The sequence below is a fragment of the Amycolatopsis orientalis DSM 40040 = KCTC 9412 genome (assembly GCF_000478275.1).
Taxonomy (GTDB): domain Bacteria; phylum Actinomycetota; class Actinomycetes; order Mycobacteriales; family Pseudonocardiaceae; genus Amycolatopsis; species Amycolatopsis orientalis.
This window is the reverse complement of the sequence record NZ_ASJB01000073.1, coordinates 1-22871: the sequence shown is the minus strand read 5'-3', so window position 1 is coordinate 22871 and position 22871 is coordinate 1. Positions and strand designations below refer to the sequence as shown.

The window sequence follows — 22871 nt, the reverse complement described above, 5'->3', positions numbered from 1 at the left end:
CTACTTGGCTCCGGCGGCCCGCCACAGGCGTGTGATCCCGGCACGGATCCGCTCCTCGCCGAGTTCCGGCAGCAGCGCGGTCACATGCTCGGCCGCCACCGGGGCGAGCAAGGCGTGCGCGGTGTGCTCCGGATCGGGTGTGCCGTCGAGCAGGATCGCCACGTGCCGGTGCCAGAACCGGTAGGCGCCGATGCGGTAGCGCGCCCCCGGCGCCGCCGTCTCCGACATCCGGACCAGCGGCAGATGCTTGAGCAGGTAGTCGAGGTAGGCGTCCGCGAAGGCGACGAGGCGTTCCGACGGCGTGGCGCCGGGACCCAGCGGCGGTGGTCCGTGCAGGACCCCTTCCTGGAGCACCCGTTCCCGGGCGTCCAGCAACGCGGCGGCCAGCCCGGCCTTGTCGCCGAAGCGGCGGAACAGCGTCCCCTTGCCCACGCCCGCGGCGGCCGCCACCTGGTCCATCGACACCGCGTCGACGCCGTGCTCGGCGAACAGGGACGCGGCCGCGTCCAGGATGGCGGCCCGGTTGCGGGCGGCGTCCGCCCGTTCCTTGGGCGGCGGCGTGCGCAGGAGTTCCAAGGGCGTTGCGGAAGCGGACTGCGGTCCGTTATGGTCATGGGGCACATGCGGACTATAGTCCGATTAACTGGAGGTAGCGACATGACCGCACTCATCACCCGTGACGAACTGAAGGCCGCGATCGAGGCGAGGACCGTGACGGTCGTCGACGCGCTGGGTGGCGAGTACTACGCCAAGCAGCATCTGCCCGGCGCCATCCCCCTGGTCCTCGCCGACGTCGACGCCCAGGCGGCCACCGTGCTGCCGGATCGCGGCGCCTCGATCGTCACCTACTGCTCGAACCCGGCGTGCCCCAACAGCGGACAGGTCGCCGACCGCCTCACCGCGCTCGGCTACACCGACGTCCGCAAGTACCGGGAGGGCATCGAGGACTGGGCCGGCGCCGGGCTCCCCCTCGAACAGAACTGAGCCTCACGTCCGTTCGCGGCGGGGCACCCGCCGCCGCAGGATCGGGACCCCGTCGCCGCGCAGTTCGGTGAGATAGGCCGCTCGTCCGGTCATGGCCATGGTCAGCGCCAGGGTCGTCCCCGAGACGAGCGGCCCGGACCCGACGGCGAAGGGGCCGTCCGTCGCTTCCAGCCGGAGTCCGCCGATGCGCCCCTTCGCCATCACCACCAGGTCGGCGCCCTGGTAATAGCCCGCCAGCGAGGTGAGGACGGTGATCGGATAGTCGCGGCGGAGACCCAGCGGGCGGCGGATGTCCTCGGCGTGCACGACCGCCTCGCCGAGCATCGCGATGGCGGGCAGCGGCGGTTTCGTCGTACTGGTGACGACGCGGCGGAACCGTTCCAGGGTCTCCTCGCCGTTCGCGCCCAGATGCTCGGCCAGCCGCAGGGCGACCTGCTTGTCGAAGTCGAACCGGCAGCGGATCACCCCGGCCAGCCAGCGGAGCGGCGTGAGGCTCGCCCCCGCGGTGAGATGCGCCAGCACCTCACGCACGCTCAGCCCGGAACACAGCGACGGCGTCTCCCAGCGCTCTTCGCTCAGTCCGGCCAGGTCGTCCGCCAGCGCCACCCGTTCGGCGTGGATCAGCGGCCAGACCCCGGTCGCTGCGTGCGTCTTCGGTTCTGAATTCGTCATCCGGAGTCCCTCCAGTCATCGTTATCAGGAGGTGAGACTCCCCGCGGAGCCCCGAATCATCGGTCGTCGATACTCGGGAGGTGAATTCCGCCGTCGAGCGAACAGGGGAATCGATGATCCAGCGCTGGAATCCGGAGTCCGTCGCGGCGCCGATCGGCGCGTACAGCCACCTGGTCCGCGTTCCCGCCGATCACGAGCTCGTCGTCGTGGCAGGCCAGATCGGCCTGCTTCCCGACGGCGAACTCGCCGGACCCGACGCCGAATCCCAGACCCGCGCGTTGCTCGCCAACCTCGAACGGCTCCTCGAAGCCTCCGGCGCCGGACCCGAACACCTGGTCAAGGTCTTCAGCATGCTGTCCGGCACCGAGCACCTCGACGGTTTCCGCACGGCGATGCGCGAGACCTTCACCCGCTGGTACCCCGAGGCGGACTGGCCGGCCCAGTCGCTGATCGTGGTCGCGGCGCTGGCCAGGCCGGAACTCGTCGTCGAGGTCGAAGCGCTGATCGCGGTACCCCGACGCTGAGTTCCGGCCCGGCGGCCGGTCAGGACTCCCGGCGCCTCCGTCCGGCGAGGAGCAGCAGCGCCCCGATGGCCAGCATGCCCAGCGCCAGCACCGTCATCGTCCTCACCGGCGAACCGGTGACCGCCAGACCGGGCGGACGCGGGGTGGCCGGCGGCTGCGGGTTCGGCTTCTCCGGCGTCGGCGGCTCCGGCGGGACCCGGGTGTCCGTCCCGCAATCGGGGTTCGCCGAACCGGGCGGGCAGTTGACGCCCGGCGTGTCGGAGGTGACGACGTTGCGGAGCCGATGGTCGCCGCGCACAGGCGACTTCACGGTGACCGCGTAGGTGACGGTGGCCTTCTCCCCCGGCTTGAGCTTGCCCTTCCAGGTGAGTTTCGGCGCGGAGTAGGTCACCGCCCCGATGCTCGCCTTCGCGGTGCCGTCGAAGGTGGCGTCATCGAGAACCTGGGTCAGGTCGTCGGTGAACATGGCGTCGTCCACGGTGGCCTGGCCGGTGTTCTCGACCGTCACGGTGAACGTGACCACCTCGCCCGCCTTGGCCTCGGTCTTGTCCACCGTCTTCTCGATCTTCAGGCTCGACACCGGCGTCGTCGTCCCGCACTTCGGATCCTTGCTGCCCGGCGGGCAGTTCCCGCCGGGGGTGTCCGAGGTGATCACGTTCGTCAGCTTGCCGTCGCCGTCGGTCTTGGTCACCTTCACGCTGTAGGTGACCGTCGCGGTCTGCCCGATCTCCAGATCGCCGGTCCAGGTCAGTTCCGGTTCCGTGTAGGTCACCTCGCCGATCGTCGCCGCACCGTCCTTCTGGAACACCGCGTCGTCGAGGACCTCGGTGAGATCGTCGGTGAAGGTCGCGCCGGTCAGCTTGGTCTTGCCGGTGTTGCGGACCGTCACCGTGTACTTCACGACGTCGCCCGGGTTCGCCGTGGCCTTGTCCGCCTTCTTCTCCAGCGAGATACCGGGTACCGGGGTGACGGTCGAGCACGCCGGGTCGTCGGACTGCGGCGGGCAGGTGCCCGGGGTGTTGGTGCTGACGGTGTTCCGCAGTTCGTGATCGCCGGTGACCGGGTTCTTCACCTGCACCGAGTACTTCAGCGTGGTCGACGCCCCGACCGGGAGATCACCCGCCCACACCAGGTTCGGCGCGGTGAAGGCGAACACCCCGGCGACCGGTGCCGACGTGGCGTCGTTCCGGTAGTCGGCATCGTCCAGCACCTCGGAGAGGTCGTCCGTGACCCGCGCGGCGTCCTCGCCGACGAGATCGACCTTGCCGGTGTTGGTGACGGTGACGGTGTAGGTGACGACGTCGCCCGGGTTCGCGCTCTGCTTGTCCGAGGTCTTCTTCACCGTCAGTTCCCGGGACGGCACGTCGGTGCCGCAGTTCGGGTCGGTCGAACCCGGCGGGCAGTTGTTGCCCGGCGTCTCCGAAGTGACCACATTGGACAGTTTCTTGTCACCGGGGTTCGGGTTCTTGATCTTGACCGTGTAGGTGATGGTCGAGGTCTGCCCGATGTCCAGCGAGCCGGTCCAGGTGAGTTTCGGTGCCGCGTAGGTGACGCCGCCGATGGTCGCCGCGCCGTCGTTCTGGTAGTCGGCGTCGTCCAGGACCTGGGTCATGTCGTCGGTGAACGACGCACCGTCCTGTATGGTCTGCCCGGTGTTGGTGACGGTGATCGTGTACTTCACCGTGTCGCCGGGATCGACCGACTTCTTGTCGGCGGTCTTCTTGATCAGCAGCCCGGAAACCGGGGTCGTCGTCCCGCAGTCGGGATCGGTGGAGCCCGGCGGGCAGTTCCCGCCCGGCGTCTCCGAAGTGACGGCGTTGACGAGCTTCTTGTCACCGTCGCCCGGGTTCTTCACCTTGACCGTGTAGGTCACCGTGGCCGTTTCGCCGATGCCGAGGTCGCCCGTCCAGGTCAGCTTCGGCTCCGCGTAGGTGACTTCGCCGATCGTCGCGCCGCCGTCGTTCCGGTAGTCGGCGTCGTCCAGCACCTGGGTCAGGTCGTCCGTGAAGGTCGCGCCGTCCAGCTTGGTCTGGCCGGTGTTCGTGACCGTGACCGTGTACTTCACGACGTCGCCCGGATTCGCGGACTGTTTGTCGACCGTCTTCTTGATCTCCAGGCCCGACACCGGGGTGTCCGTGCCGCACTCCGGATCCGTCGAGCCCGGCGGGCAGTTCCCGCCCGGCGTCTCCGAAGTCACCGTGTTCCTGAGCCGGTTGTCGCCGGTGTTGGGCTTCTTCACCTTCACCGTGTAGGTCACCGTCGCCGTGTCGCCGACGCCGAGGTCACCCGTCCACGTGAGCTTGGGTGCCGCGTAGGTGACGCCGCCGATGGTCGCGGCACCGTCGTTCTGGTAGTCCGCGTCGTCGAGAACCTGCGTCAAGTCATCGGTGAAGGTCGCCCCGGTCACCTTGGTCTGACCGGTGTTGGTGACGGTGACCGTGTACTTCACCGTGTCGCCGGGGTCGGCCGACTGCTTGTCGACCTTCTTCTCGATCTTCAGGCCCGAAACCGGGGTCGTGGTTCCGCACTTCGGATCGGTCGACCCCGGCGGGCAGTTCCCGCCCGGGGTTTCGGAGGTGACGGTGTTGATGAGCTTCTTGTCGCCCGGGACGGGGCTCTTGACCTTCACCGTGTACGTGATCGTCGCGGTGGCACCGAGGTCCAGATCACCGGTCCACGTCAGCTTCGGTGCCGCGTAGGTGACACCGCCGATGGTCGCCGCGCCGTCGTTCTGATAGTCCGCGTCGTCGAGAACCTCCGTCAGGTCGTCGGTGAAGGTCGCCCCGGTCAACTTGGTCTGACCGGTGTTCGTCACCGTGACCGTGTACTTCACGACGTCACCGGGATTCGCCGACGCCTTGTCGACCGACTTCTCGATCTTCAAGCCCGACACCGGAGTCGTCGTGCCACACTTCGGATCAGTGCTGCCGGGCGGGCAGTTCCCACCCGGAGTCTCCGACGACACCACGTTCTTCAGCAGATTGTCGCCGGTGTTGGGATTCTTGACCTTCACCGTGTACGTGACCGTCGACGTCTGGCCGATGTCGAGATCACCGGTCCACGTCAACTTCGGTGCCGCGTAAGTGACGCCGCCGATGGTCGCGGCCCCGTCGTTCCGGTAATCCGCGTCGTCGAGAACCTGCGTCAGATCATCGGTGAACGTCGCCCCGGAAAGCTTCGTCTGGCCGGTGTTCGTCACCGTGACCGTGTACTTCACCGTGTCACCCGGATTAGCCGACTGCTTGTCGACCGACTTCTCGATCGTCAGCCCGGACACCGGAGTCGTCGTCCCGCACTTCGGATCCGTGCTGCCAGGAGGGCAGTTGCCACCGGGAGTTTCCGAAGTGACCACATTGGACAGCTTCTTGTCACCGGGGTTCGGGTTCTTGACCTTCACCGTGTATGTGACCGTCGACGTCTGGCCGATGTCGAGGGTGCCGGTCCACGTCAGTTTCGGCGCCGCATAGGTGACGCCGCCGATGGTCGCGGCCCCGTCGTTCTGGTAATCCGCGTCGTCGAGAACCTGGGTGAGGTCGTCGGTGAACGTGGCACCGTCCACTTTGGTCTGTCCGGTGTTCCGCACGGTCACCGTGTACTTGACCACGTCACCGGGATTCGCCGACTGCTTGTCGACCGACTTCTCGATCAGCAACCCCGACACCGGCGTCGTCGTCCCGCACTTCGGATCCGTCGAACCCGGCGGACAGTTGCCACCCGGCGTCTCCGACGACACGGCGTTCTTGAGCTGGTTATCGCCGGTGTTGGGGTTCTTCACCTTCACCGTGTAGGTCACCGTGGATGTCTCACCGACGCCGAGGTCGCCCGTCCACGTCAGCTTCGGCGCCGCGTAGGTGACACCGCCGATCGTCGCGGCCCCGTCGTTCCGGTAATCCGCGTCGTCGAGAACCTGGGTCAGATCATCGGTGAACGTCGCCCCGGAAAGCTTCGTCTGCCCGGTGTTCCGCACGGTCACCGTGTACTTCACGACATCACCGGGATTCGCCGACGCCTTGTCGACCGACTTCTCGATCAGCAACCCCGACACCGGCGTCGTCGTCCCGCACTTCGGATCCGTCGAACCCGGCGGGCAGTTCCCGCCCGGCGTCTCCGTCGTCACCACGTTCTTCAACCGGTTGTCGCCGGTGTTCGGGCTCTTCACCTTCACCGTGTACGTGAACTCGGCGCTCTTCCCGGCCGCGAGCGTGCCGGTCCAGGTCAGCTTCGGCTCCACATAGGACACGGAGCCGGGCGTCGCGGCGGCGTCGTTCTGGTAGACCGCGTCGTCCAGTACCCCGGTCAGGTCGTCGACGACCTTGAGGTCCGCCGCGGTCACCTTCCCGGTGTTGGCGATCGTGACCGTGTACCGCACGGTGTCACCGGGATTCGCGGAGTCCTTGTCTGCGGTCTTCGTCACCGTGTACGACGGTGAGGGCACTTTGGTCTTCGCGCAGGCCGCGGCGGGATCGTCCGGGCAGCGGTTGTCCGGCGGGACCACCGGCGGCGGTCCGGTCGGGACGGTCGCGCGGTTCACCAGTTCCTGGCCGATGGCGGCTTCTTCGACCTTCACGCGCACGGTCAGCGTGGCCGTCTCCCCGACGGCGAGACCGTCGACGGCCCAGTCGATCGGACCGCTACCGGACGCCGTGCCCTTCGAGGGACTGGACGACACGTAGGTCGTCCCCGGCGGCAGCGTGTCGCGCACCGTGAGCGCGGGCACCGGGATCACCCCGGTGTTCCGCAGGGTCACCTGGTAGGTCAGGGTGTCGCCCGGGACCGCTTCGGCGAGGTCGACCGACTTGGTCAGCTGGTACCCCGGCGAGGCGACGGTGTTCCGCACGGTGTTGGACGTGCGTTCCTGCGGGCGGCCGGTGTCCTCGCCGCGGAAGGTCAGCTTCCCGGTGTTGTCGAGTTTGGTGCCGTCCGGCACCGCAGCGCCGACCGTGACCTTGAAGGCCACCTTCTGCGACTGCCCCGCGGCCAGGTTCCTCAGGCGGCAGGTGACCACCTGACCGGCGGCCGAACAGTCCGGATTGGACCCGGCCACGAACGTGACGCCGTCGGGCAGGGTGTCGGTGAGCACCACGTCGGTCGCGGTGTCGAGGTCGGTGGTGCTGCCGTCGGCGTGCCGGTTGGCGACGTCGAAGGTGTAGGTGACATCGCTGCCCTTGGTCACGTATCCCGGCGGGTTGTCGTCGGTGTTGCCGACCGGGTCGTTGGCCTTGGTGATCTGCAGATCGGGTTCGAGCGCGTCGGTGACGAGCCAGATCGTCTGCGGGTACAGCGCGTCGCCGACGGTCCCGATCTTCACCTGGAGCGCGGTGGTCCCCGCGGGGACCTTGCCCGTGATGTCGATACTGCGGGCGTCGTACCCGACGTTGTTCACCGGATTGGGAGTGCGTGAGGTGACGTTCGTACCGGTACCGGAGGCGGTGACCTGGTCGATGCGGCTGCTGAAGGCGTTGTCGGTCACCACGCCGCCCGGCGCGGGCATGGCGATCGTCTGCAGGCTGGACGCGTTCGGGCCGACCTGGAGGTAGTCGCCGGTGATGGGCGCGTCGCCGTCACCGGCGACGATGCCGAGTTCGACGTCGGGCTGACGCGAGGTCGGTGCCTTGATGCCGCTGAGCGCGATGGTCGCCGAACTCGGCGTGCTGCCGCCCGCGACCACCTGCATCCCGTCCCAGACCTGCAGGTACCGCAGCGGCTCGCTGGGCAGTTCGTAGGCCACCACCAAGGACCAGCCACCCCAGCACCCGAGGTTCGTCCGGCTGATCGACTGGCCTTGGCAGGCCTGGATGTCGGCGACCGTGTACTGCCCGGCCCCGGCGCCGGTCACCAGGCTCGTGACGTCGGCGGCGCCGCCGTAGGCGTACAGGGTCGGGGTGCCGCCCGTCGTGGTCGCGGGGAACCAGTCGTAGGTCTCGGCGGTGATCCGCTGGTAGGCGTTCGATCCCGGGGCCTTGATCGAGACCTGGTTGCCCTTGCTTCCGTCACCGGAGGTCCCGCTGCTGGCGACCGGGTTGAACTGCCAGTACAGCCGCGCGTTGAGGACCTTCGCTCCGGCCGGGACACTCAGACTCGCCGCGGAGGCGGTGTTACCGGGGGCGGCCGGATCGGTCTTGATCCACGACACCGCGCTCGCGTTGCTCGCGGACTCGTTGCAGACCACGCCGACGCCGCACTGCACGACGGAGTTGGCGGCCATCGTGATGCCACCGTGCGCGAGCCCGGAGTACACCGGTTCCGGCCCGATCGGCCGTTCGGTTCCGGCCCCTCGCGGCTGGGTCTGGGCGCCCGCGGGCAGCGGAGCGCCCATCAGCAGGGCCACGACGATCACCGTGAGCAGTGCCATGCCCCGGCGCCACCGATTCCGCCCACGACGTTCCGCCATGCCGCCTCCGCCTCACCCCTCGCTCCAGTCGGCCCAGGTGAGGACGACGGGGACAGCGAGCTCCGATGACGGTCATCCTGTGTCGGCATGATCATCGACGGCAACCGGGACCGCCCGTGTCCTGCCGATACACCCCCCTTGGGAGGGGACAAACCCCCGGACGGGTGATGAAAACGGTGTTCACCGAACCGTCCACAACGGACGATTCAGCGCAGCAGGGCGGCGGCGATCGACTTGCCGCGCAGGGCCGCGTCCGGCGAGTTCTCCCGGACCGCGGTCACGATCGCGCCGTCCACGATCAGGACGAGTTGCGCGGCCAGTTCACCGGCATCGGGACGGCCCGCGTCGGCGAGCAGAGTGGCGAGATACCCGGTCAGCGCGACCTTGTGCTCGGCCGCGACGGCGTGCACGGGACTCGACGGATCCGCCGTCTCCACCATGGTGTTGATGAAGGCGCAGCCGCGGAAGTCCTTGCGGGAGAAGCGTTCGAAGAGCGCGTCGAAGACCGTGAGGACCCGGTCCGCCGGATCGAGGCGGTAGCCGTCGACGGTGTCGGAGAGCCATTGCCGCCAGGTGCGGTCCCGTTCCCGCAGGACGGCTTCGACCAGCGCGTCCTTACTCGGGAAATGCCGGTACAGCGACGCCTTGCCGACACCGGACTCGTCCAGGATGCGATCGATGCCGACCGCGCGGACACCCTCGGCGTAGAACAGCTCTTCGGCCGTGCTCAGCAGTCGCTCGCGCGCTCGGGTTCCCACATCCAAAACAGTACCACTCTGTACCGAATTGGTTGACCAAAGACGGAACAGACCTGTACCGTCTCGTTCGGAACAGACCAGTACCGTTTGGAGTTCTCGTGCCCCGCATCCCCCAGCTCACCGAGCATCCGCTGCTGACCGACGTCCAGGCCCAGCTCGGCCGGGTGCCCAACCTCTACGCCGCGATGGCCAACGGCCCGGCCGCGCTGAGCGGTTACCTCGCCCTGCGCGATTCCCTCACCCGCGGCGAACTGACCGCGCGGGAACGAGAACTGCTCGCGCTGTTCACCGCGCAGCGCAACGAATGCGGCTACTGCCTCGCCGCGCATACCTTCCGCGGCGAGAAGATGCGCATCCCCGCCGCCGAACTGGCGAGCGCCCGCGAGGCCGAAAGTCCCGACCCGCACACCCGCGCCGTGCTCCGGCTCGCCGACGCCGTACTGGCCCACCGCGGCCGGATCCCCGACGAGCGGCTGGCCGAGGTCCGGGCCGCCGGGGTCACCGACGCGCAGGTCGCCGAGGTGGTCGCGCATATCGCGCTCAACGTGCTGTCCAACTACTTCAACCACGTCGCCGAACCCGACCTGGACTTCCCCGAGGTCACGTCGTGAAGCACGCGTTGCCGATCCTGCTGACCGCGGTGGGCGCGGGCGGGGTGGCCGCCGCCGGGATCGGCTCCGGCATCGGCCCGGCGGCGTCGGCCCCGCTCGCCGCCAGCCTGGCACTGGTGCTCGCCAATCCGGCCCTGCCGTCCGCCCGGCCGGCCGCGGTCTTCGGCGGTCACGCGCTCGCCGTACTGGGTGGCGCGATCACCGCGCTCCTGCTGGCCCCCGGCCCGGTGGCCGTCGCGGTCGCGGCGGCCGCCGGACTCGGCGCCATGCTGCTGTTCCGGGTGGTGCATCCACCCGCCGTCGCGTCCGGCTGCCTGATGGTCCTGCAGCCGTTGCCCACCGGCGTGTTCCTGCTCGGGGCGGCCGCGGCACTGGCCGTCGCGATACTCCTCCGCACCCGGTTCACGGCGAAGGCAGCCCAGGCATGACATCAGGCAGGACGGAGGCGGGACCGCGTGCGGCCCCGCCTCCGTTCTCCCTCCCCGCCCTGCCGGCGAGTCTCAGTGGATTCAGAAGGTGATACCGAATCCGTCGATGCTGCCCGTGTCGAACTTGTAGACGTCCTGAGCGCTCAGCTTCCAGGTGCCGTTGGCCGCCTCACCGGACGCGTCGACCGTGAACGTCGTGTGCACCCCGTCGGCCGAGCCGACACCGCCGGCGCTCTTGAGCCGGTAGGCCTTGCCGCTCGGCCCGATCAGGTCGAGGACGAGGTCCGCGCTGTAGGTGTGCGAGATGTCCACCTTGACCGGCAAGGACGCGGAAGCCTTGCCGTCACAGCCTTCCTGGGTCACCGAACTGGTCACCGCGGCCCCGGCGTCCGGAATGGGCACCGGCGTGGTGTTCGACTTGGCCCCGCATACCGGTCCGGGGCCACCGCTGCCGATGAACGAGACGTTGAGCAGCTTGTTCGGCGAACCACTGCCCGCGTTCTTGATGACGCCCGCGGTCGCGCCGTTCACCAGCGCGTCCCGCACCTGTTGCGGGGTGGCGCCCGGGTTGGCCGACAGGTAGAGCGCGGCCGCGCCGACGACGTGCGGCGTCGCCATCGAGGTTCCGCTCATCCCCGCCGAGCCACCGTCGCCCGGGCTCAGTGACGTGATGTTCGTACCGGGCGCGAAGATGTCGGTGCAGCTTCCGTAGTTGGAGAACGACGACCGGTTGTCCGCGGAGTCCGAGGCGTTGACCGTGATCGCCTCCGGCACCCGGGCCGGGCTGGTGTTACAGGCGTCGGCCGAGGCGTTTCCCGCCGCCACGCCGTAGACGACGCCCGAGGCGATCGACCGTTTGACCGCGTCGTCCCCGACGCCGGCGGCGTCCATGGTCAGGCTCATGTTCGCCACGGCGGGTTTCCGCGCGTTCGCCGTCACCCAGTCGACGGCGTCGATGATGCCGGAATCCGGCCCGGAGTTGTCACAGCCCAGCACCTTCAGCCCGACGATCTTGACCTTCTTCGCGACGCCGAAGGTCTTGCTGCCGATCGTGCCGGCGGTGTGGCTGCCGTGGCCGTTGCAGTCCTTGCCGTCGCCACCGAAGAAGTCCTTGCCGAGACTGGCCCGGCCTTCGTACTCCGGGTTCGACGGATTGATGCCGCCGTCGAGGTCGTACGCGGTGACGCCCGTGCCCTCGTTGGGATAGGTGTAGGCCTTGTCGAGCGGAAGGCTCTTCTGGTCGACCCGGTCCAGCCCCCAGGTCGGGTTCTGCTGGGTACCGGTGCCGCGGGCGGTGCCGTCTTCGTAGACCGCCTTGACCGACGGGTCCGCGGCCAGCCGTCGCGCCTCCTTCGCGGTCATGCCCTTGGCCGAGAAGCCGCGGACGGCCGCGGTCCAGACCGAGCGGACCTCGCCGCCGTACCGTTTGGCCAGGTCCGCCGAGGCGGACTGCCCGGCCGCGGCGACGTCCTGGAGGACGACGATGTACTGGTCGCCGTAGTGTTCCTTGGCGGGGATCACGGTGCCTTCGGCATCGGCCGCGACCGCCGTTCCGGCCCCGAGCGCGAGCAGCGGGCTCAACAAGCCCAGCGCCAGCAGGGTTTTCGTCTTGTCACGCATGGCGGATCACCTCTGTTTCGGCGAAGATCACTGGACGGTGAGGGTGTACGTGGTGGTCGCGGTCTTGCCCGCGCCGTCCTTCGCGGTCACCGTGACCGGGTACGTGCCCGGCTGGTACGGCGCGAAGACCTGCATGGTCGAGCTGCCGCCGCTGGACACGCTCTGCGGCGAGAAGAACGGGTTGATCGGCAATCCGGGTCCGGTGGCGGACAAGGTGATCGCGCCGCTGCCGCCGGTCGCGGTGACGGTGGCGCTCACCAGCGAACCCGGACGTCCGGAACCGGACGACGGGTTCACGGTCACCTTCAGCTCGCCGGCCGGAGGTTCACCGGTCCCGACGGTGAGCGACAGCGCCGCCGTGGCCGTGTCGGTCGTGCCCTTCCCGGAAATCGTGACCTGGTAAGCCTTTTCAGGGGTGCCAGAGGCGGTCTCGATGGTCAGTTTCGCCACCTCGCCCGCCTTGATCGTGGCGGGCTGGAACGTGGCCTTGGCGCCCTCGGGCAGTCCCGAAGCCGACAGCGTGACGTCTTCGGCACCGTTCTTGCCCGGTTTGCTCGTGACACTCGCCGACACGTACTTGCCGGGCAGGACCCGCACCGACGAGGGTGACGCGGCGAGGGTGAAGGTGTCACCGGGCTGCTGGCCGCCGATCTGCTCGGCGACCCAGTCCCCCATGTCGTTGTTGAGCCTGCTGTAGACGCTGTACCAGTGGAAGTCGCTGCGGCTCCAGGAAGCCACGCCGACGACCTTCCCGCCGACGACGAACGGGCCGCCGCTGTCGCCGGGCAGGATGGTCTTGCGGCCGTCGGAATATCCGGCGCAGATCATCGTCTTCGGGTCGACGCCGTTCTCCACGCCGGTGCACTGGCTCGCGGTGACGATCGGCAAGGTCAGCTTGTGCAGCGTGACGTCCTGGGTGGAGTCGTCGACGTCCTTCTTGCCGTAGCCGAGGCTGAAGCCGTCCTTGCCGGGCGTTTCCAAGCCGGTGTCGGCGGAGGTGGCGACCTTCGCGTAACCGCCGGGCGGGACCGGGATGTCCCCGTCGACGGTGATCACCGCGACGTCGTAACCGTTCCAGGGCTGGGTGAACCTGGGGTGGATCTTGTAGTCGACGGCCTTCAGCTGAGTGCCGCCCGCGCTCTTCAGATCGTCGAGTCCATAAAGGACACTCTTCTCCCCGGCGAGTTCCCTGCAGTGGGCCGCGACCAGGACCTTCCGCGGCGCGATGACGGAACCGGAGCAGCTCTGCCCCCTCGGCCGCGAACCACCCTCCCGGAGCGCGGCGATGGCATACGGGTAGTCCTTGACCGACGCCGGTACCCCGCCGACGCTCTGCGTGTGGACGCCGCCTTCGGGCATGGGCGCGGCGTCGGTCGGGGCGATGGCGCGAGGCGGGTCGGCCGGGACGGCATGTGGTGACACCGCACCGGCGATGCCGGCCGGGGCCAGCGCGGCCATGGTCAGGGTGACCACGCCGAAGATCCGTTTTCTGCTCACGGTGATTCCTTTCGGGGAAATCGCGACTGCCCGACAACTGTCGATCGGCGGCGGAAACGGAACAATAGTGGAGTTCGGCGACCATGCCCCCATTTAAAGAAAGCGGTCCCTACCTGCGACTTCTTCGCGACTTACCCATCGAATCGAGGAATACGGGCCCTTAGGGAATGAATCAGGCGGTTTTGGAACCGTCGCCGGTCGCGTCCCGGATCAACTCCTCGGTCAGCACCGTCCGCGAAGGCAGTCCCAGTTTGCGCAGCGCCCGGCCGATGTGGATTTCGACCGTCCGCGGCGAAAGGAACAGCCGCTCGCCGATCTCCCGGTTGGTGAGGTTCCGCGCGGCGAGCCGGGCGACCTCGAGTTCCCTCGGCGACAGCGCCTCGCCGTACCCCCTGCGCCCGCGCCGCGGCATTTCCGGATCGCATCGCCGCAGCGACCGGCGGCAGCGAAGCGCGTCCACGGCGGCGCCGAGCTTCGCGTACGCCGTTTCCGCGATGGTGAAGGAGGCGACGGCGCGTTCCCGCTCCCCGGTTTCGGCGAAGCATCCGGCCGCGAGTTCGTCGGCGTAGGCGGCGAAATACGGGAGAGGCAGCACCCGGTAGGCCTGCGCCGCGCCGAGCAGCAGCTCACCGGCGGCGAGCGTCTCACCGCGGGCCTGGGTGAGCATGCCCCGGCACAGCAGCGCCGCCGCGTTGGCGATCGGCGCGTCCTTGCCGTCTATGCCCTGCCGGTACTCGGCGAGCAGCTCCCTCGCCTCCACGAGCTGTCCCAGGCCGAGCATCGTGTGCACGGCGAACGGCATCAGCTCGGCCGCCCAGACCCAGTTGTTCTTGCGGCGCACGGTCTCCAGCCCGTACTCGGCGAGCCGCCGGGCGGCCTGGAGGTCCTTGCCTGCCTGATGGACCGCGACGCGGCCCGCGTAAGCCGAAGCCTGCACCGGGACGCTGCCCGCGGAAAGCGCGAACGCCGCGTCGAAACTGCGCAGTGCCGCCGCCGGCCGGTGTTGCCCGTACTCGTACCAGCCGAGTACCAGCAACGGTTCCGCGGCCAGTGAACTGTCGCCGTCGACGCGGGTCAGCATCGCCCGTGCCTTCTCGGCGACGCTCGACCACTCCCCCACCGCGAGGTCCAGCCGGAGTTCGGTGCCGTCGGCCAGCGCGTCGAGATAAGGCTGATGGTCGTCGCGGATCAGCCGCCGCGCGGTCGCGAGATAGGCCCGCGCGACCTGGTAGTGCCCGTTCCACGCCACCGCGTCGGCCAGGTTGACGTAGGTGCGGGCCACCTGACGGCAGACCTCGGCCGATTCCGGGGCCAGCGGCAGATCGGCGATGTCCTGCCAGGCCTCCGGATCGGCGACCTGCATCCGCGCCGAAAGCCGGTTCGCGGCGATGGCGGCGAGCAGCCCGGCGTCGTGCTCCCCTTTGCTCACCTGCTCGGCCTGGTCGAGCCAGCGCAGGTTCTCCTCGACCGGGACCGTCCCGATATGCGGCAGCGCCAAGGTGACCAGTCCCCTGGCGAGCAGCGCCTGCCGTCTGCCGAGGTCGGCCGCGCCCAGTTCGATCTCGAGCCTGCCCGCCTCCACCTTGCCGACCTGGTTGATCAGCACCTGGCCGAGGTGGACCCTGATCTCGCCCCGCGCGGCCTTGCTCAACGGCCATTCGCGCAGGATCTCCCGCAGCAGCCGGACCGTGCCCGCGTGGGCGATACTGCGCGGCAGCTCCCGCCCGAGCCGCACGGCGAACGACTCACGCGCGCTCCTCGGCAGGTCCGCGTCCCGCAACGCCGCTTCGAGCAGACGGCTCGCTTCCTCGGTGCGGCCGTCTTCGATGGCCTTGTCGACCGCGACGCCGGTCCACTGTGTCCACGCCGCGAGTTCACCGGCCAGCCGCGCGTGCCGGGCGATGAGCGACGCCGTCGGTTCGGCGACGGCGGCGAGCCGGGCGGCGGCGCGGCCGTGCATCGCGCACCGCTGGGGACCGGGCAGCAGCGCGTAGACCGCTTCCGCGCTCAACGGGCTTCCCGAGACGTACCGGCCACAACCGAGATCACGCAGTAGTCCTGTTTCGACCGCTTCGGTGACCGCGCCGGAGATCTCCCTGGACGGCACCGCCGCCACCGCGCCCAGATCCGCTTCCCCGGCCGGGGATCCGAGCACCGCGGCCGCGCAGACGACGTCACGCGCGGACTCCCCGATCGCGGCCGTCAGTCCGGCCACCCGGCTCCGCACGATCGGCGGCACGGTCGCCGAAGCCAGCCTTTCGACCGAAAGCGCCTCGGCCGTGTCCCCGAGGCTCTGTACCAAGGCCGTCAGGTCGACGGCGATCCCGGATGTCCGACGGTGCGCCGCCTCGGCGAAATCCGGTGCGCAACGGCCGAAGGAGGCGTCCAGCAGCGTCCGCACCTGGGCCGGGGTGAACGCCGCGAGCGAGAGATGCGCGTCGATCTCCCTTATCGGCGGGAATCTCCGCGGTCCGCACGCCGCCGAACTGACCACCACGCTCAGTGCGGCCGCCGGGGAGGCCGCCAGCCCGCGCAGGAACTCCCACGTGTCGTCGTCGGCGGCGTGGACGTCGTCGAGGAGGAGGACCGCCGCGCCGCAGCCGGTCAAGACCTCCCGCACGGCGCGGAACTCCTGCTGCCGGACGGTCCCGGCGTCCGCGTTCGCCGGGAACGGCGGCAGCCACGGCGACCATTCGGGGATCAGTCGCCGCAGGACGCCGGTCACCGGGGAGAAACCCGCCGCGTGGGCGGCGGCGACGTCGCTCCGTCCGAGCAGCGCGTCGACCAGCGGGGCCAGCCGGCACGGCCGGGCGAAGGAACCACAGCGGGCGGACCAGACCACCCGCGACACGATCCCGGGCTGCGCGGCCAGTTCTTCGAGCAGTCTGCTCCGGCCCACACCCGGTTCGCCCTCGACGACGGCGACCGACGGCGGGTTCGCGGTGACACGCACCAGTTCGGCCAATTCGGTGTCGCGGGCCACGAACACCGGTGCCGCACCGATCGTCGGCATGTCCCGGACCATACCGATCGGACACCCGCCGAAAGGCGGGAACACGAACAGTGACCAGGTTCCGCCCGCTTTCCGCTGGTCCACACCACCGGAGTCACCTTCTCCGCCGGCCGTTAACTCGAACGGATCACGCCGACCTGTGGGGCGACCCGGCGGCTCACGCGCCCGCCTTCGCAATACGGACCCTTAGGTATTGCAGCGCGCCTTGCCACGGATACCACTTGAGGGTGAATCTCAGTCTGTTCGCAGTATCCCTCTGTTACCGCGTACGACCATCCAGTTAGGAGTGTCCCCACGGTGAAAATCTCATTAAGGCGCGGACTGGCCACAGTCTGCGCCGGTGTCGCCGCGATGGTCGCCCTGCAGGCGCCCGCCTCCGCGGTGCCCGCGGTCACGGCGGCCACCACTATCCCGATCCAGATGCAGGCGCAGGAGAAGAGCAACTGGTGCTGGGACGCCAGCGGCAACACCATCGCCGCCTGGTGGGGATACTCCCTGTCCCAGACGAAGTTCTGCCAGGTGGCGCACAACGAGTCCGGCACGGACTGTGCCAACAACCAGGGCTACCTCAGCGACCAGCAGCGGGTGTTCCGGTGGCTCGGGTTCAGCAATGTCGGCACCTACAACTCCTCCGGCCAGACGCTGAGCTTCGCCACCATCAAGAGCCAGGTCGACGCCCGGCAGCCGATCGGCACCCGGATCGGCTGGCGCAACGGCGGCGGCCACATGCACGTGCTCTACGGCTACGACAACACCAACGGCGCGACGACGGTCTACTACGGCGACCCGTGGGGTTCCAGCCCCCGCTACAACCAGATGAGCTACAGCGCCTACCGGTCCAACAACTCGTTCACCTGGACCCACACCGTCTACGGGATCAAGGACTGAAACCATGAAGCGAACCTTCCTCGGCGCCACGATCCTCGCTCTCGGACTGTCGCTCGCGCTCGGCGGCCAGGCGTCCGCCGCCGACGCCCCCAGCGGCGCACCCACCGCGGCCGATCTCGCCGCGGTGTCCACAGTGGTCACCAGCGACGCGACCACCCAACGGCTCGCCAACGCGGTCTTCCCCGGGGCGGCCAAGGCCGACACGGCCATCGCCGCACGGACCGCCAAAGCCGATCCGCGGACGCCGGTGGCGGTCTATCAGCCGACCGCCGCCTTCATCGCCGGGGCTCCCGGCGCGCCCGCCGAACTCGCCTATGTCGCCGTGCCCGCCACCCTGGGCAACGGGAACGCGGCGACCCTGTGGTCCCAGCGCGAAGGCTCGGGCTGGTCGGTGTTCAACGTCGCCTCGGGTGACATCGAGTAGCGCCTCGGCGCGCTGACCGGCAAGGGCTATCTCCTGAGCGAACCGCAGGCCGGAGCCTGGTACGCCGTCGACGGGGACACCGTGACCGTCCTCGATGGATCGTCGGTGGCGAAGACCGGCGAGAAGATGACGCTCGCCGCCTACCGTCAGGCCCTGCAAAGCCGCTACGGCGACAAGCTGCCCGGCTCGACCTACGACCGTACCGGCGCCGCCGGCGGTTACGGGGCCCCGCCGGTGGGCGACAACTCGGTGCCGTGGTGGCCCTACGCGATCGGCGCGGTGTTCCTCGCCGCGGCGGGCGCGGCCGTCACGCTCCGGCTCCGCAAGCAGTAAGCGGTACCGACGAACGGGGCCGGGATCGCGCGGGATCCCGGCCCCTGCCGGTCAGGCGAAGGTGTAGTCCTCGATGGGGAAACTCCCCGCCTCCTTGATGGCGTTCAAGGTCGACGACGGGCGGAGCAGGGTCGCCTCCCCGTGCGGGTTGAAGTAGTAGCTGTTCGCCGGGGCGCAGTTCCCGAGGGTGAAGATCGAATCGCCGAGGCGGGCGGTCATCCGGTCGAGGAACGCGTCGTTGGCCTCCTGGGTGACCTCGAACTCGGTCGCGCCGCGCCGCCGCATCGCGCCGAAGAGCCGGTCCATATGCCTCATCTGCGTCTCGATGGTGGTGAAATAGGACAGTCCAGAGTAGGAATAAGGACTGTTGAGCGAAATGAAGTTGGGGAACTTCGGGATCGCGACCCCCTCGTAGGCCTGGAACCGGTTCTCCCGCCACCACTTCCCGAGATCGCGCCCGTCGCGGCCGATGATCTCGATCGCCGGGAAGTTGGCCTCCCAGAGGTCGAATCCGGTCGCGAGCACCAGGACGTCGATGTCCCGCCGCCCGCCGCCGGCGGTCTCGATCCCCGTCTCGTCGATCCGCGCGATCGACGTCGTCTCCAGGTGCACGTGGTCCTTGGTGAAGGCCGGGTAGTACTCGTTGGAGAACGTCGGGCGCTTGCAGCCGAACGAATACCGCGGCGTCAGTTCCGCGCGCAGTCCGGGATCGCGTACCTGGCGGCGCAGATGCGCCAGGCACCACAGTTTGCCGAGCCGGTTCGCCATCGGCAGCTGCTTGTAGTGCAGGACACCGGAGACCATCATCAGTTCGAGCAACGCCGTCCCGGTCAGCCGGGCGGCCCGCTGGGTGAGCGGGACGCCGGCGAACGCGCGGCGGACCGCCTTGGGTACCGGGAAGTCCAGTTTGGGGCTCACCCAGATCGGGGTCCGCTGGTACACGGTGAGTTCCCGCGCGATCTTCGCGATCTCGGGGATCAGCTGGACCGCGGTCGCGCCGGTGCCGATCACCGCCACCCGTTTGCCCGTGAGGTCGTAGCCATCGTCCCAGTCGGTGGTGTGGATGACCTTGCCGCCGAAGGTATCGATCCCGGCGATGTCGGGCTTCTTGGGCTGGGAAAGGAATCCTGTCGCGGTCAGGAGGTACTTCGCCGTGACGGGCTCGTCGCCTTCCCGGGACACCGTCCAGCACGCGTTCGCCTCGTCCCAGACGGCTCCGGTGACCACGGTCCCGAAGCGCATGTAGCGCCGCAGCCGGTACTTGTCCGCGACGTGCCCGGCGTACCGCTTGAGTTCCGCCCCCGGCGCGAACAGTCGCGACCAGTGCGGATTCGGCTCGAACGAGTACGAGTAGGTGGCCGAGGGGATGTCGACGGCCAGGCCGGGATAGTGGTTCACATGCCAGGTGCCGCCGAGATCGGACTCGCGTTCGAGGATGAGCAGGTTGTCGTAGCCGAGCCGGTTGAGCTGGATCGCCGCGCCCATCCCGCCGAAACCGGCTCCGACGACGACGGCGTCGTACTGTGCGGAATGACGTGTCATTTCCGGAACGGTATGTCATATCGCCGGTCGAGGCAATAAGCTGACCGGCATGACGACGGAGACCCCGGTCAGCAGGGCCGCACGGAAGAAGCAGGAACTACGGCGCGAGATCGTGGAGACCGCCTTCGACTGCTTCGCCGAACGCGGCTACCACGCGACCGGGATCGCCGACATCGCCGCGCGCCTCGGCATCGGGCACGGCACCTTCTACCGGTACTTCCAGAACAAGCGGGACATCGTCGACCACGTCATCACGGACCTGGTCGAGAAGGTGGTGGCGTCCTTGGCGGCGGACAACGCGCCGGACGCGGTCAGCAGCCTGGCCGAATACCGCAAGCAGAGCGCCAGGATCGGCGACGCGCTCGCCCAGATCTTCGGCAGTGATCCGCGGATGGCCCGGTTCCTCCTGCTCGAGGCCGCCGGCATCGACGCCGAGATGCGGGAGCGGGTGCTGGACTTCTACGAGACCGCCGCGGAACTGACCGCGGGCTATCTCCACCACGGCGTCCACCTCGGCTACCTGCACGCGGACCTGGACGTCGACGCCACCGCGCGGGCGATCAACGGGATGATCCTCGCGTCGATCCTGTCCGGTCTGCGCGACCCGTCGCCGTCGGGACAGGCCGCGATGAGCAGGGCCGTCCGCCGCGTCATGTACGACGGGATCGCGGCGCCTGGTTAGGGACCGGCCGGTCCGGTTACGACACACCAGCAAGCGGGGTCTCGGCACACTGGTGGCCGAATCCATGGAACCCGCCCCGGACGCGGTCGTCTAGCGGCGAAAACGCAGGCCCGTACCGACGAAAACGAAGGGTCAGCTCCCGCGCAGGGTCTGACCGGGCGATTCGCCGAACACCTCGCGGTACTGCGCGCTGAACCGGCTTCCGCCCAGGAAACCCCAGTTCGCCGCGACCCGGGTCACCGTCACGCCGTCGCCGGGGTCGGCCGCGCGGAGTTCGGCCCGGACCCGGTCCAGCCGGACCTTGCGCAGATAGGCCATCGGGGTGGTGTCCAGATGCCGCCGGAACGCCAGCTGTAGCGCGCGTACCGAGACCCGGCAGGCGCGGGCGATGTCGGCCACGCCGAGGTCGAGGTCCGGATTCGCCTCCATGAAGGCGATTCCGCGGCGCACGGCGTCCGGGACGGCGTCCCTGCGGTCGCCGGGGCGGACGTCGCCGGTGACCGCGGTGAAGGTGTCCAGTGCCACGGCGGCCATCAGCCGCCCTGCCGCGCCGAGCACCAAGGGGCCGCTCTCCACGTCCGGGTCGGAGAACAGCTCGGTGACGTACTCGACCGTCCGGCGCCAGCGCAAGGCCTTCTCCGGGCTCACCGGTTCGTAGCAGAGCCGCTCGACCGTCCTGCCGTCCTGCGAGGGGTCGTTTCCGGTGAACAGGCCCAGGTCGATCCCGGTGACCTGCAGACGCGTGCCGTGCATCCCGGTCCGGTAGCCCTGGCCGGGGTGCGGGCCGGCGAACACGTCGCCGGTGCGCAGCCTGCGGTCGCTGATGCCGTCGTCGATCTCGATCTCCCCGCCCAGCACGCGCAGCAGGACCACCCGGCCCAGCGGCTGGACGACGACCTCCGTGGTCAGCGTGTTGTGCAGGAAGTCGAATTGCACGTCGCCGATGTCGCAGCGTTTGTGCTCGAACCGGTAGTTCTCGACGGTGCCCCGGACGCGCAACCTGTTGTCGCGGTAGGCGTCGGCGATCAGGGCGCGCGCCTGTTCCGGATCGGTGGTCGCGAACTCCGTCACCGTCGGTTCGTGCACGGGACCACGACTCCTTCACGCTCATTCGTGACGAAACCGGCCATCCGGAACGCTACCGCCGGGTGGCGGGCACTGCCAGACCGAGACGGCGTCACCCGGCTGGTCGGAATAGCTCACCCGCGCCCGGTGGATCCCCCCTGCCGGGCACGAGGGAGAGTAGCCATCGGGCCCGTCCCGGACGACCGAACAGGAGAAGGATGAGCACGCTCCCCCGCACCGGCCACGCCGTCGCCGCCGACGGTACGCGCCTGGCCTACCAGTGGCACGGCACGGGCAGGCCGCTCGTGTTGCTGGCCGGGCAGGCCAACGACCACACGTGGTGGAACCGCACGCGCGAGGACTTCCCGAGCACGATCACCATGGACTACCGCGGCACCGGGGCCAGCGACGCACCCGATGTTCCTTACTCCACCACGCTTTTCGCGGACGACGTGCTCGCCGTCCTGGACGGGCTCAGCGTCGCCGAAGCCGACGTCTACGGCACCTCCATGGGCGGCCGCGTCGCCCAATGGTTCGCCGCTCGCCACCCCGGCCGGGTCCGGCGGCTCGTCCTCGGCTGCACCTCGCCGGGCGGCGCACACGGTGTCGAGCGGACGAACGACGTTCGCCTGGCCCTCGCGAAACGGCATTCGGCCGAAGCGCGGGAAGCGCTGGAGGACATGATGTACACGCCCGCCTGGCGGGCCGCGAACCCCGGGCCCTACACCGTCCTCGGCGCCCACGGCATGCCGCCGCACGCCGTCCGCGGTCATCTCGTGGCGAGCAACACGCACGACGCGTGGGACGTGCTCCCGCGGATCACCGCGCCCACCTTGGTGCTTCACGGAGATGACGACGTGCTCGCTCCGCCCGCGAACGCGCCTTTGCTGACGGGACGAATCCCTGGTGCGCGGATGCATGTCTTTGCCGGTGCGAGGCATGCTTACTTCGACGAATGTCGTCCTGAGTCGAGCATGCTGGTGAGGGAGTTCTTGGGTTAGGCGGTCTGGGGATTGTCGTTTTTCGGCAACGACTGGTCCCGGCTGCGCGGCAGGCCTGGCGACCCGAATTCCTGCAGGTTTCCGAGGAGCCCTTGTCCGGCAGTGAATCGTCGCCGTATTTCGGCAATGGGTGGTGGGGCGGTTCGTTGGGAGGAGAGATCGAGGAGACCTAGCCGCACGGTCGCGCCGTGGCCATATTTCGGCAACGGCGCAGAACTGCGACAGCTCCCCCCTGGGCAGGACCGCACTCGGCGAACCTGCCCGTCCCAGGCCGTGCCCAAGGAGGCCGTCTCCGGCAGTGAATCGTTGCCACATTTCGGCAACGGGGTGGTGCGGCCGTTCGTCAGGACGAGACGCCAAGGAGACCTGCCCACGCGACCACGCCGTGGCCATATTTCGGCAACAGCCCAGAACCGAGACAACTCCCCCGACCAGCAC

At 69.1% G+C, this 22871-nt stretch carries 18 protein-coding genes; 9 read left to right on the top strand and 9 right to left on the bottom strand.

Features of this window, described 5'->3' with window-relative positions; translation table 11 throughout:
* Complete coding sequence (locus L324_RS26345) at window positions 1–576, bottom strand: TetR/AcrR family transcriptional regulator (protein ID WP_037314224.1); 576 nt, start codon at window positions 574–576, stop codon at window positions 1–3.
* An 81-nt stretch (window positions 577–657) separates the two neighbouring features.
* Here L324_RS26345 and L324_RS26340 point away from each other — a divergent pair, with 81 nt between their 5' ends.
* Window positions 658–984, top strand: a complete 327-nt coding sequence (locus L324_RS26340; RefSeq protein ID WP_037314221.1) for a rhodanese-like domain-containing protein — start codon at window positions 658–660, stop codon at window positions 982–984.
* A 3-nt stretch (window positions 985–987) separates the two neighbouring features.
* Here L324_RS26340 and L324_RS26335 read toward each other — a convergent pair whose 3' ends face one another.
* Window positions 988–1656: a maleylpyruvate isomerase family mycothiol-dependent enzyme gene (locus L324_RS26335; protein ID WP_037314218.1), complete on the bottom strand. Its 669-nt coding sequence runs from the start codon at window positions 1654–1656 to the stop codon at window positions 988–990.
* Window positions 1657–1769: 113 nt separating this feature from the next.
* On the opposite strand from L324_RS26335, the gene L324_RS26330 reads away from it, so the two are divergent.
* Window positions 1770–2180, top strand: a complete 411-nt coding sequence (locus L324_RS26330) for a RidA family protein (protein ID WP_037314215.1) — start codon at window positions 1770–1772, stop codon at window positions 2178–2180.
* A 19-nt stretch (window positions 2181–2199) separates the two neighbouring features.
* Here the strand turns inward: L324_RS26330 and L324_RS26325 are convergent, their stop codons facing one another.
* Window positions 2200–8571, bottom strand: a complete 6372-nt coding sequence (locus L324_RS26325; protein WP_037314213.1) for a DUF7927 domain-containing protein — start codon at window positions 8569–8571, stop codon at window positions 2200–2202.
* Between the two features lie 206 nt (window positions 8572–8777).
* Window positions 8778–9329, bottom strand: coding sequence for a TetR/AcrR family transcriptional regulator (locus tag L324_RS26320; protein ID WP_037314210.1), 552 nt, complete (start codon window positions 9327–9329; stop codon window positions 8778–8780).
* A 98-nt stretch (window positions 9330–9427) separates the two neighbouring features.
* On the opposite strand from L324_RS26320, the gene L324_RS26315 reads away from it, so the two are divergent.
* Together L324_RS26315 and L324_RS26310 are read left to right on the top strand one after the other, a co-directional pair.
* Window positions 9428–9940: a carboxymuconolactone decarboxylase family protein gene (locus tag L324_RS26315; RefSeq protein WP_037314207.1), complete on the top strand. Its 513-nt coding sequence runs from the start codon at window positions 9428–9430 to the stop codon at window positions 9938–9940.
* Window positions 9937–10368, top strand: a complete 432-nt coding sequence (locus L324_RS26310; RefSeq protein WP_051174104.1) for an HPP family protein — start codon at window positions 9937–9939, stop codon at window positions 10366–10368. Before L324_RS26315 ends, L324_RS26310 begins: the two co-directional genes overlap by 4 nt.
* 81 nt (window positions 10369–10449) lie before the next feature.
* Here the strand turns inward: L324_RS26310 and L324_RS26305 are convergent, their stop codons facing one another.
* The 3 genes from L324_RS26305 to L324_RS26295 all read right to left on the bottom strand — a co-directional run bounded on the left by L324_RS26305 (window position 10450) and on the right by L324_RS26295 (window position 16498).
* Window positions 10450–11988, bottom strand: a complete 1539-nt coding sequence (locus tag L324_RS26305; RefSeq protein WP_037314204.1) for a S8 family serine peptidase — start codon at window positions 11986–11988, stop codon at window positions 10450–10452.
* 27 nt (window positions 11989–12015) lie between these two features.
* Window positions 12016–13485, bottom strand: coding sequence for a trypsin-like serine protease (locus L324_RS26300; RefSeq protein WP_037314201.1), 1470 nt, complete (start codon window positions 13483–13485; stop codon window positions 12016–12018).
* 172 nt (window positions 13486–13657) lie between these two features.
* A complete protein-coding gene (locus tag L324_RS26295; RefSeq protein ID WP_235783654.1) occupies window positions 13658–16498 on the bottom strand; it encodes a LuxR C-terminal-related transcriptional regulator in 2841 nt (946 codons plus the stop codon).
* 297 nt (window positions 16499–16795) lie between these two features.
* On the opposite strand from L324_RS26295, the gene L324_RS26290 reads away from it, so the two are divergent.
* The 3 genes from L324_RS26290 (at window position 16796) to L324_RS43715 (ending at window position 18143) form a co-directional block, all read left to right on the top strand.
* Window positions 16796–17386 carry a papain-like cysteine protease family protein gene (locus L324_RS26290; RefSeq protein WP_037314198.1) on the top strand — a complete coding sequence of 197 codons (591 nt, stop codon included), beginning with the start codon at window positions 16796–16798 and terminating at the stop codon, window positions 17384–17386.
* A 4-nt stretch (window positions 17387–17390) separates the two neighbouring features.
* Window positions 17391–17810, top strand: a complete 420-nt coding sequence (locus L324_RS43720) for a hypothetical protein (protein WP_235783653.1) — start codon at window positions 17391–17393, stop codon at window positions 17808–17810.
* Window positions 17811–17891: 81 nt separating this feature from the next.
* Window positions 17892–18143, top strand: coding sequence for a hypothetical protein (locus L324_RS43715; RefSeq protein ID WP_235783652.1), 252 nt, complete (start codon window positions 17892–17894; stop codon window positions 18141–18143).
* A gap of 51 nt (window positions 18144–18194) precedes the next feature.
* Here L324_RS43715 and L324_RS26280 read toward each other — a convergent pair whose 3' ends face one another.
* Window positions 18195–19685, bottom strand: coding sequence for a flavin-containing monooxygenase (locus L324_RS26280; protein WP_037314196.1), 1491 nt, complete (start codon window positions 19683–19685; stop codon window positions 18195–18197).
* Between the two features lie 49 nt (window positions 19686–19734).
* On the opposite strand from L324_RS26280, the gene L324_RS26275 reads away from it, so the two are divergent.
* Window positions 19735–20367: a TetR/AcrR family transcriptional regulator gene (locus L324_RS26275; protein WP_037314193.1), complete on the top strand. Its 633-nt coding sequence runs from the start codon at window positions 19735–19737 to the stop codon at window positions 20365–20367.
* A gap of 132 nt (window positions 20368–20499) precedes the next feature.
* On the opposite strand, the gene L324_RS26270 is transcribed toward L324_RS26275, so the two are convergent.
* Complete coding sequence (locus tag L324_RS26270) at window positions 20500–21453, bottom strand: helix-turn-helix transcriptional regulator (protein ID WP_037314191.1); 954 nt, start codon at window positions 21451–21453, stop codon at window positions 20500–20502.
* A 197-nt stretch (window positions 21454–21650) separates the two neighbouring features.
* Here L324_RS26270 and L324_RS26265 point away from each other — a divergent pair, with 197 nt between their 5' ends.
* The gene (locus L324_RS26265) at window positions 21651–22433 is read left to right on the top strand and encodes an alpha/beta fold hydrolase (protein ID WP_037314188.1); all 783 of its coding nucleotides are present in this window, start codon (window positions 21651–21653) and stop codon (window positions 22431–22433) included.
* Window positions 22434–22871: the final 438 nt, after the last annotated feature.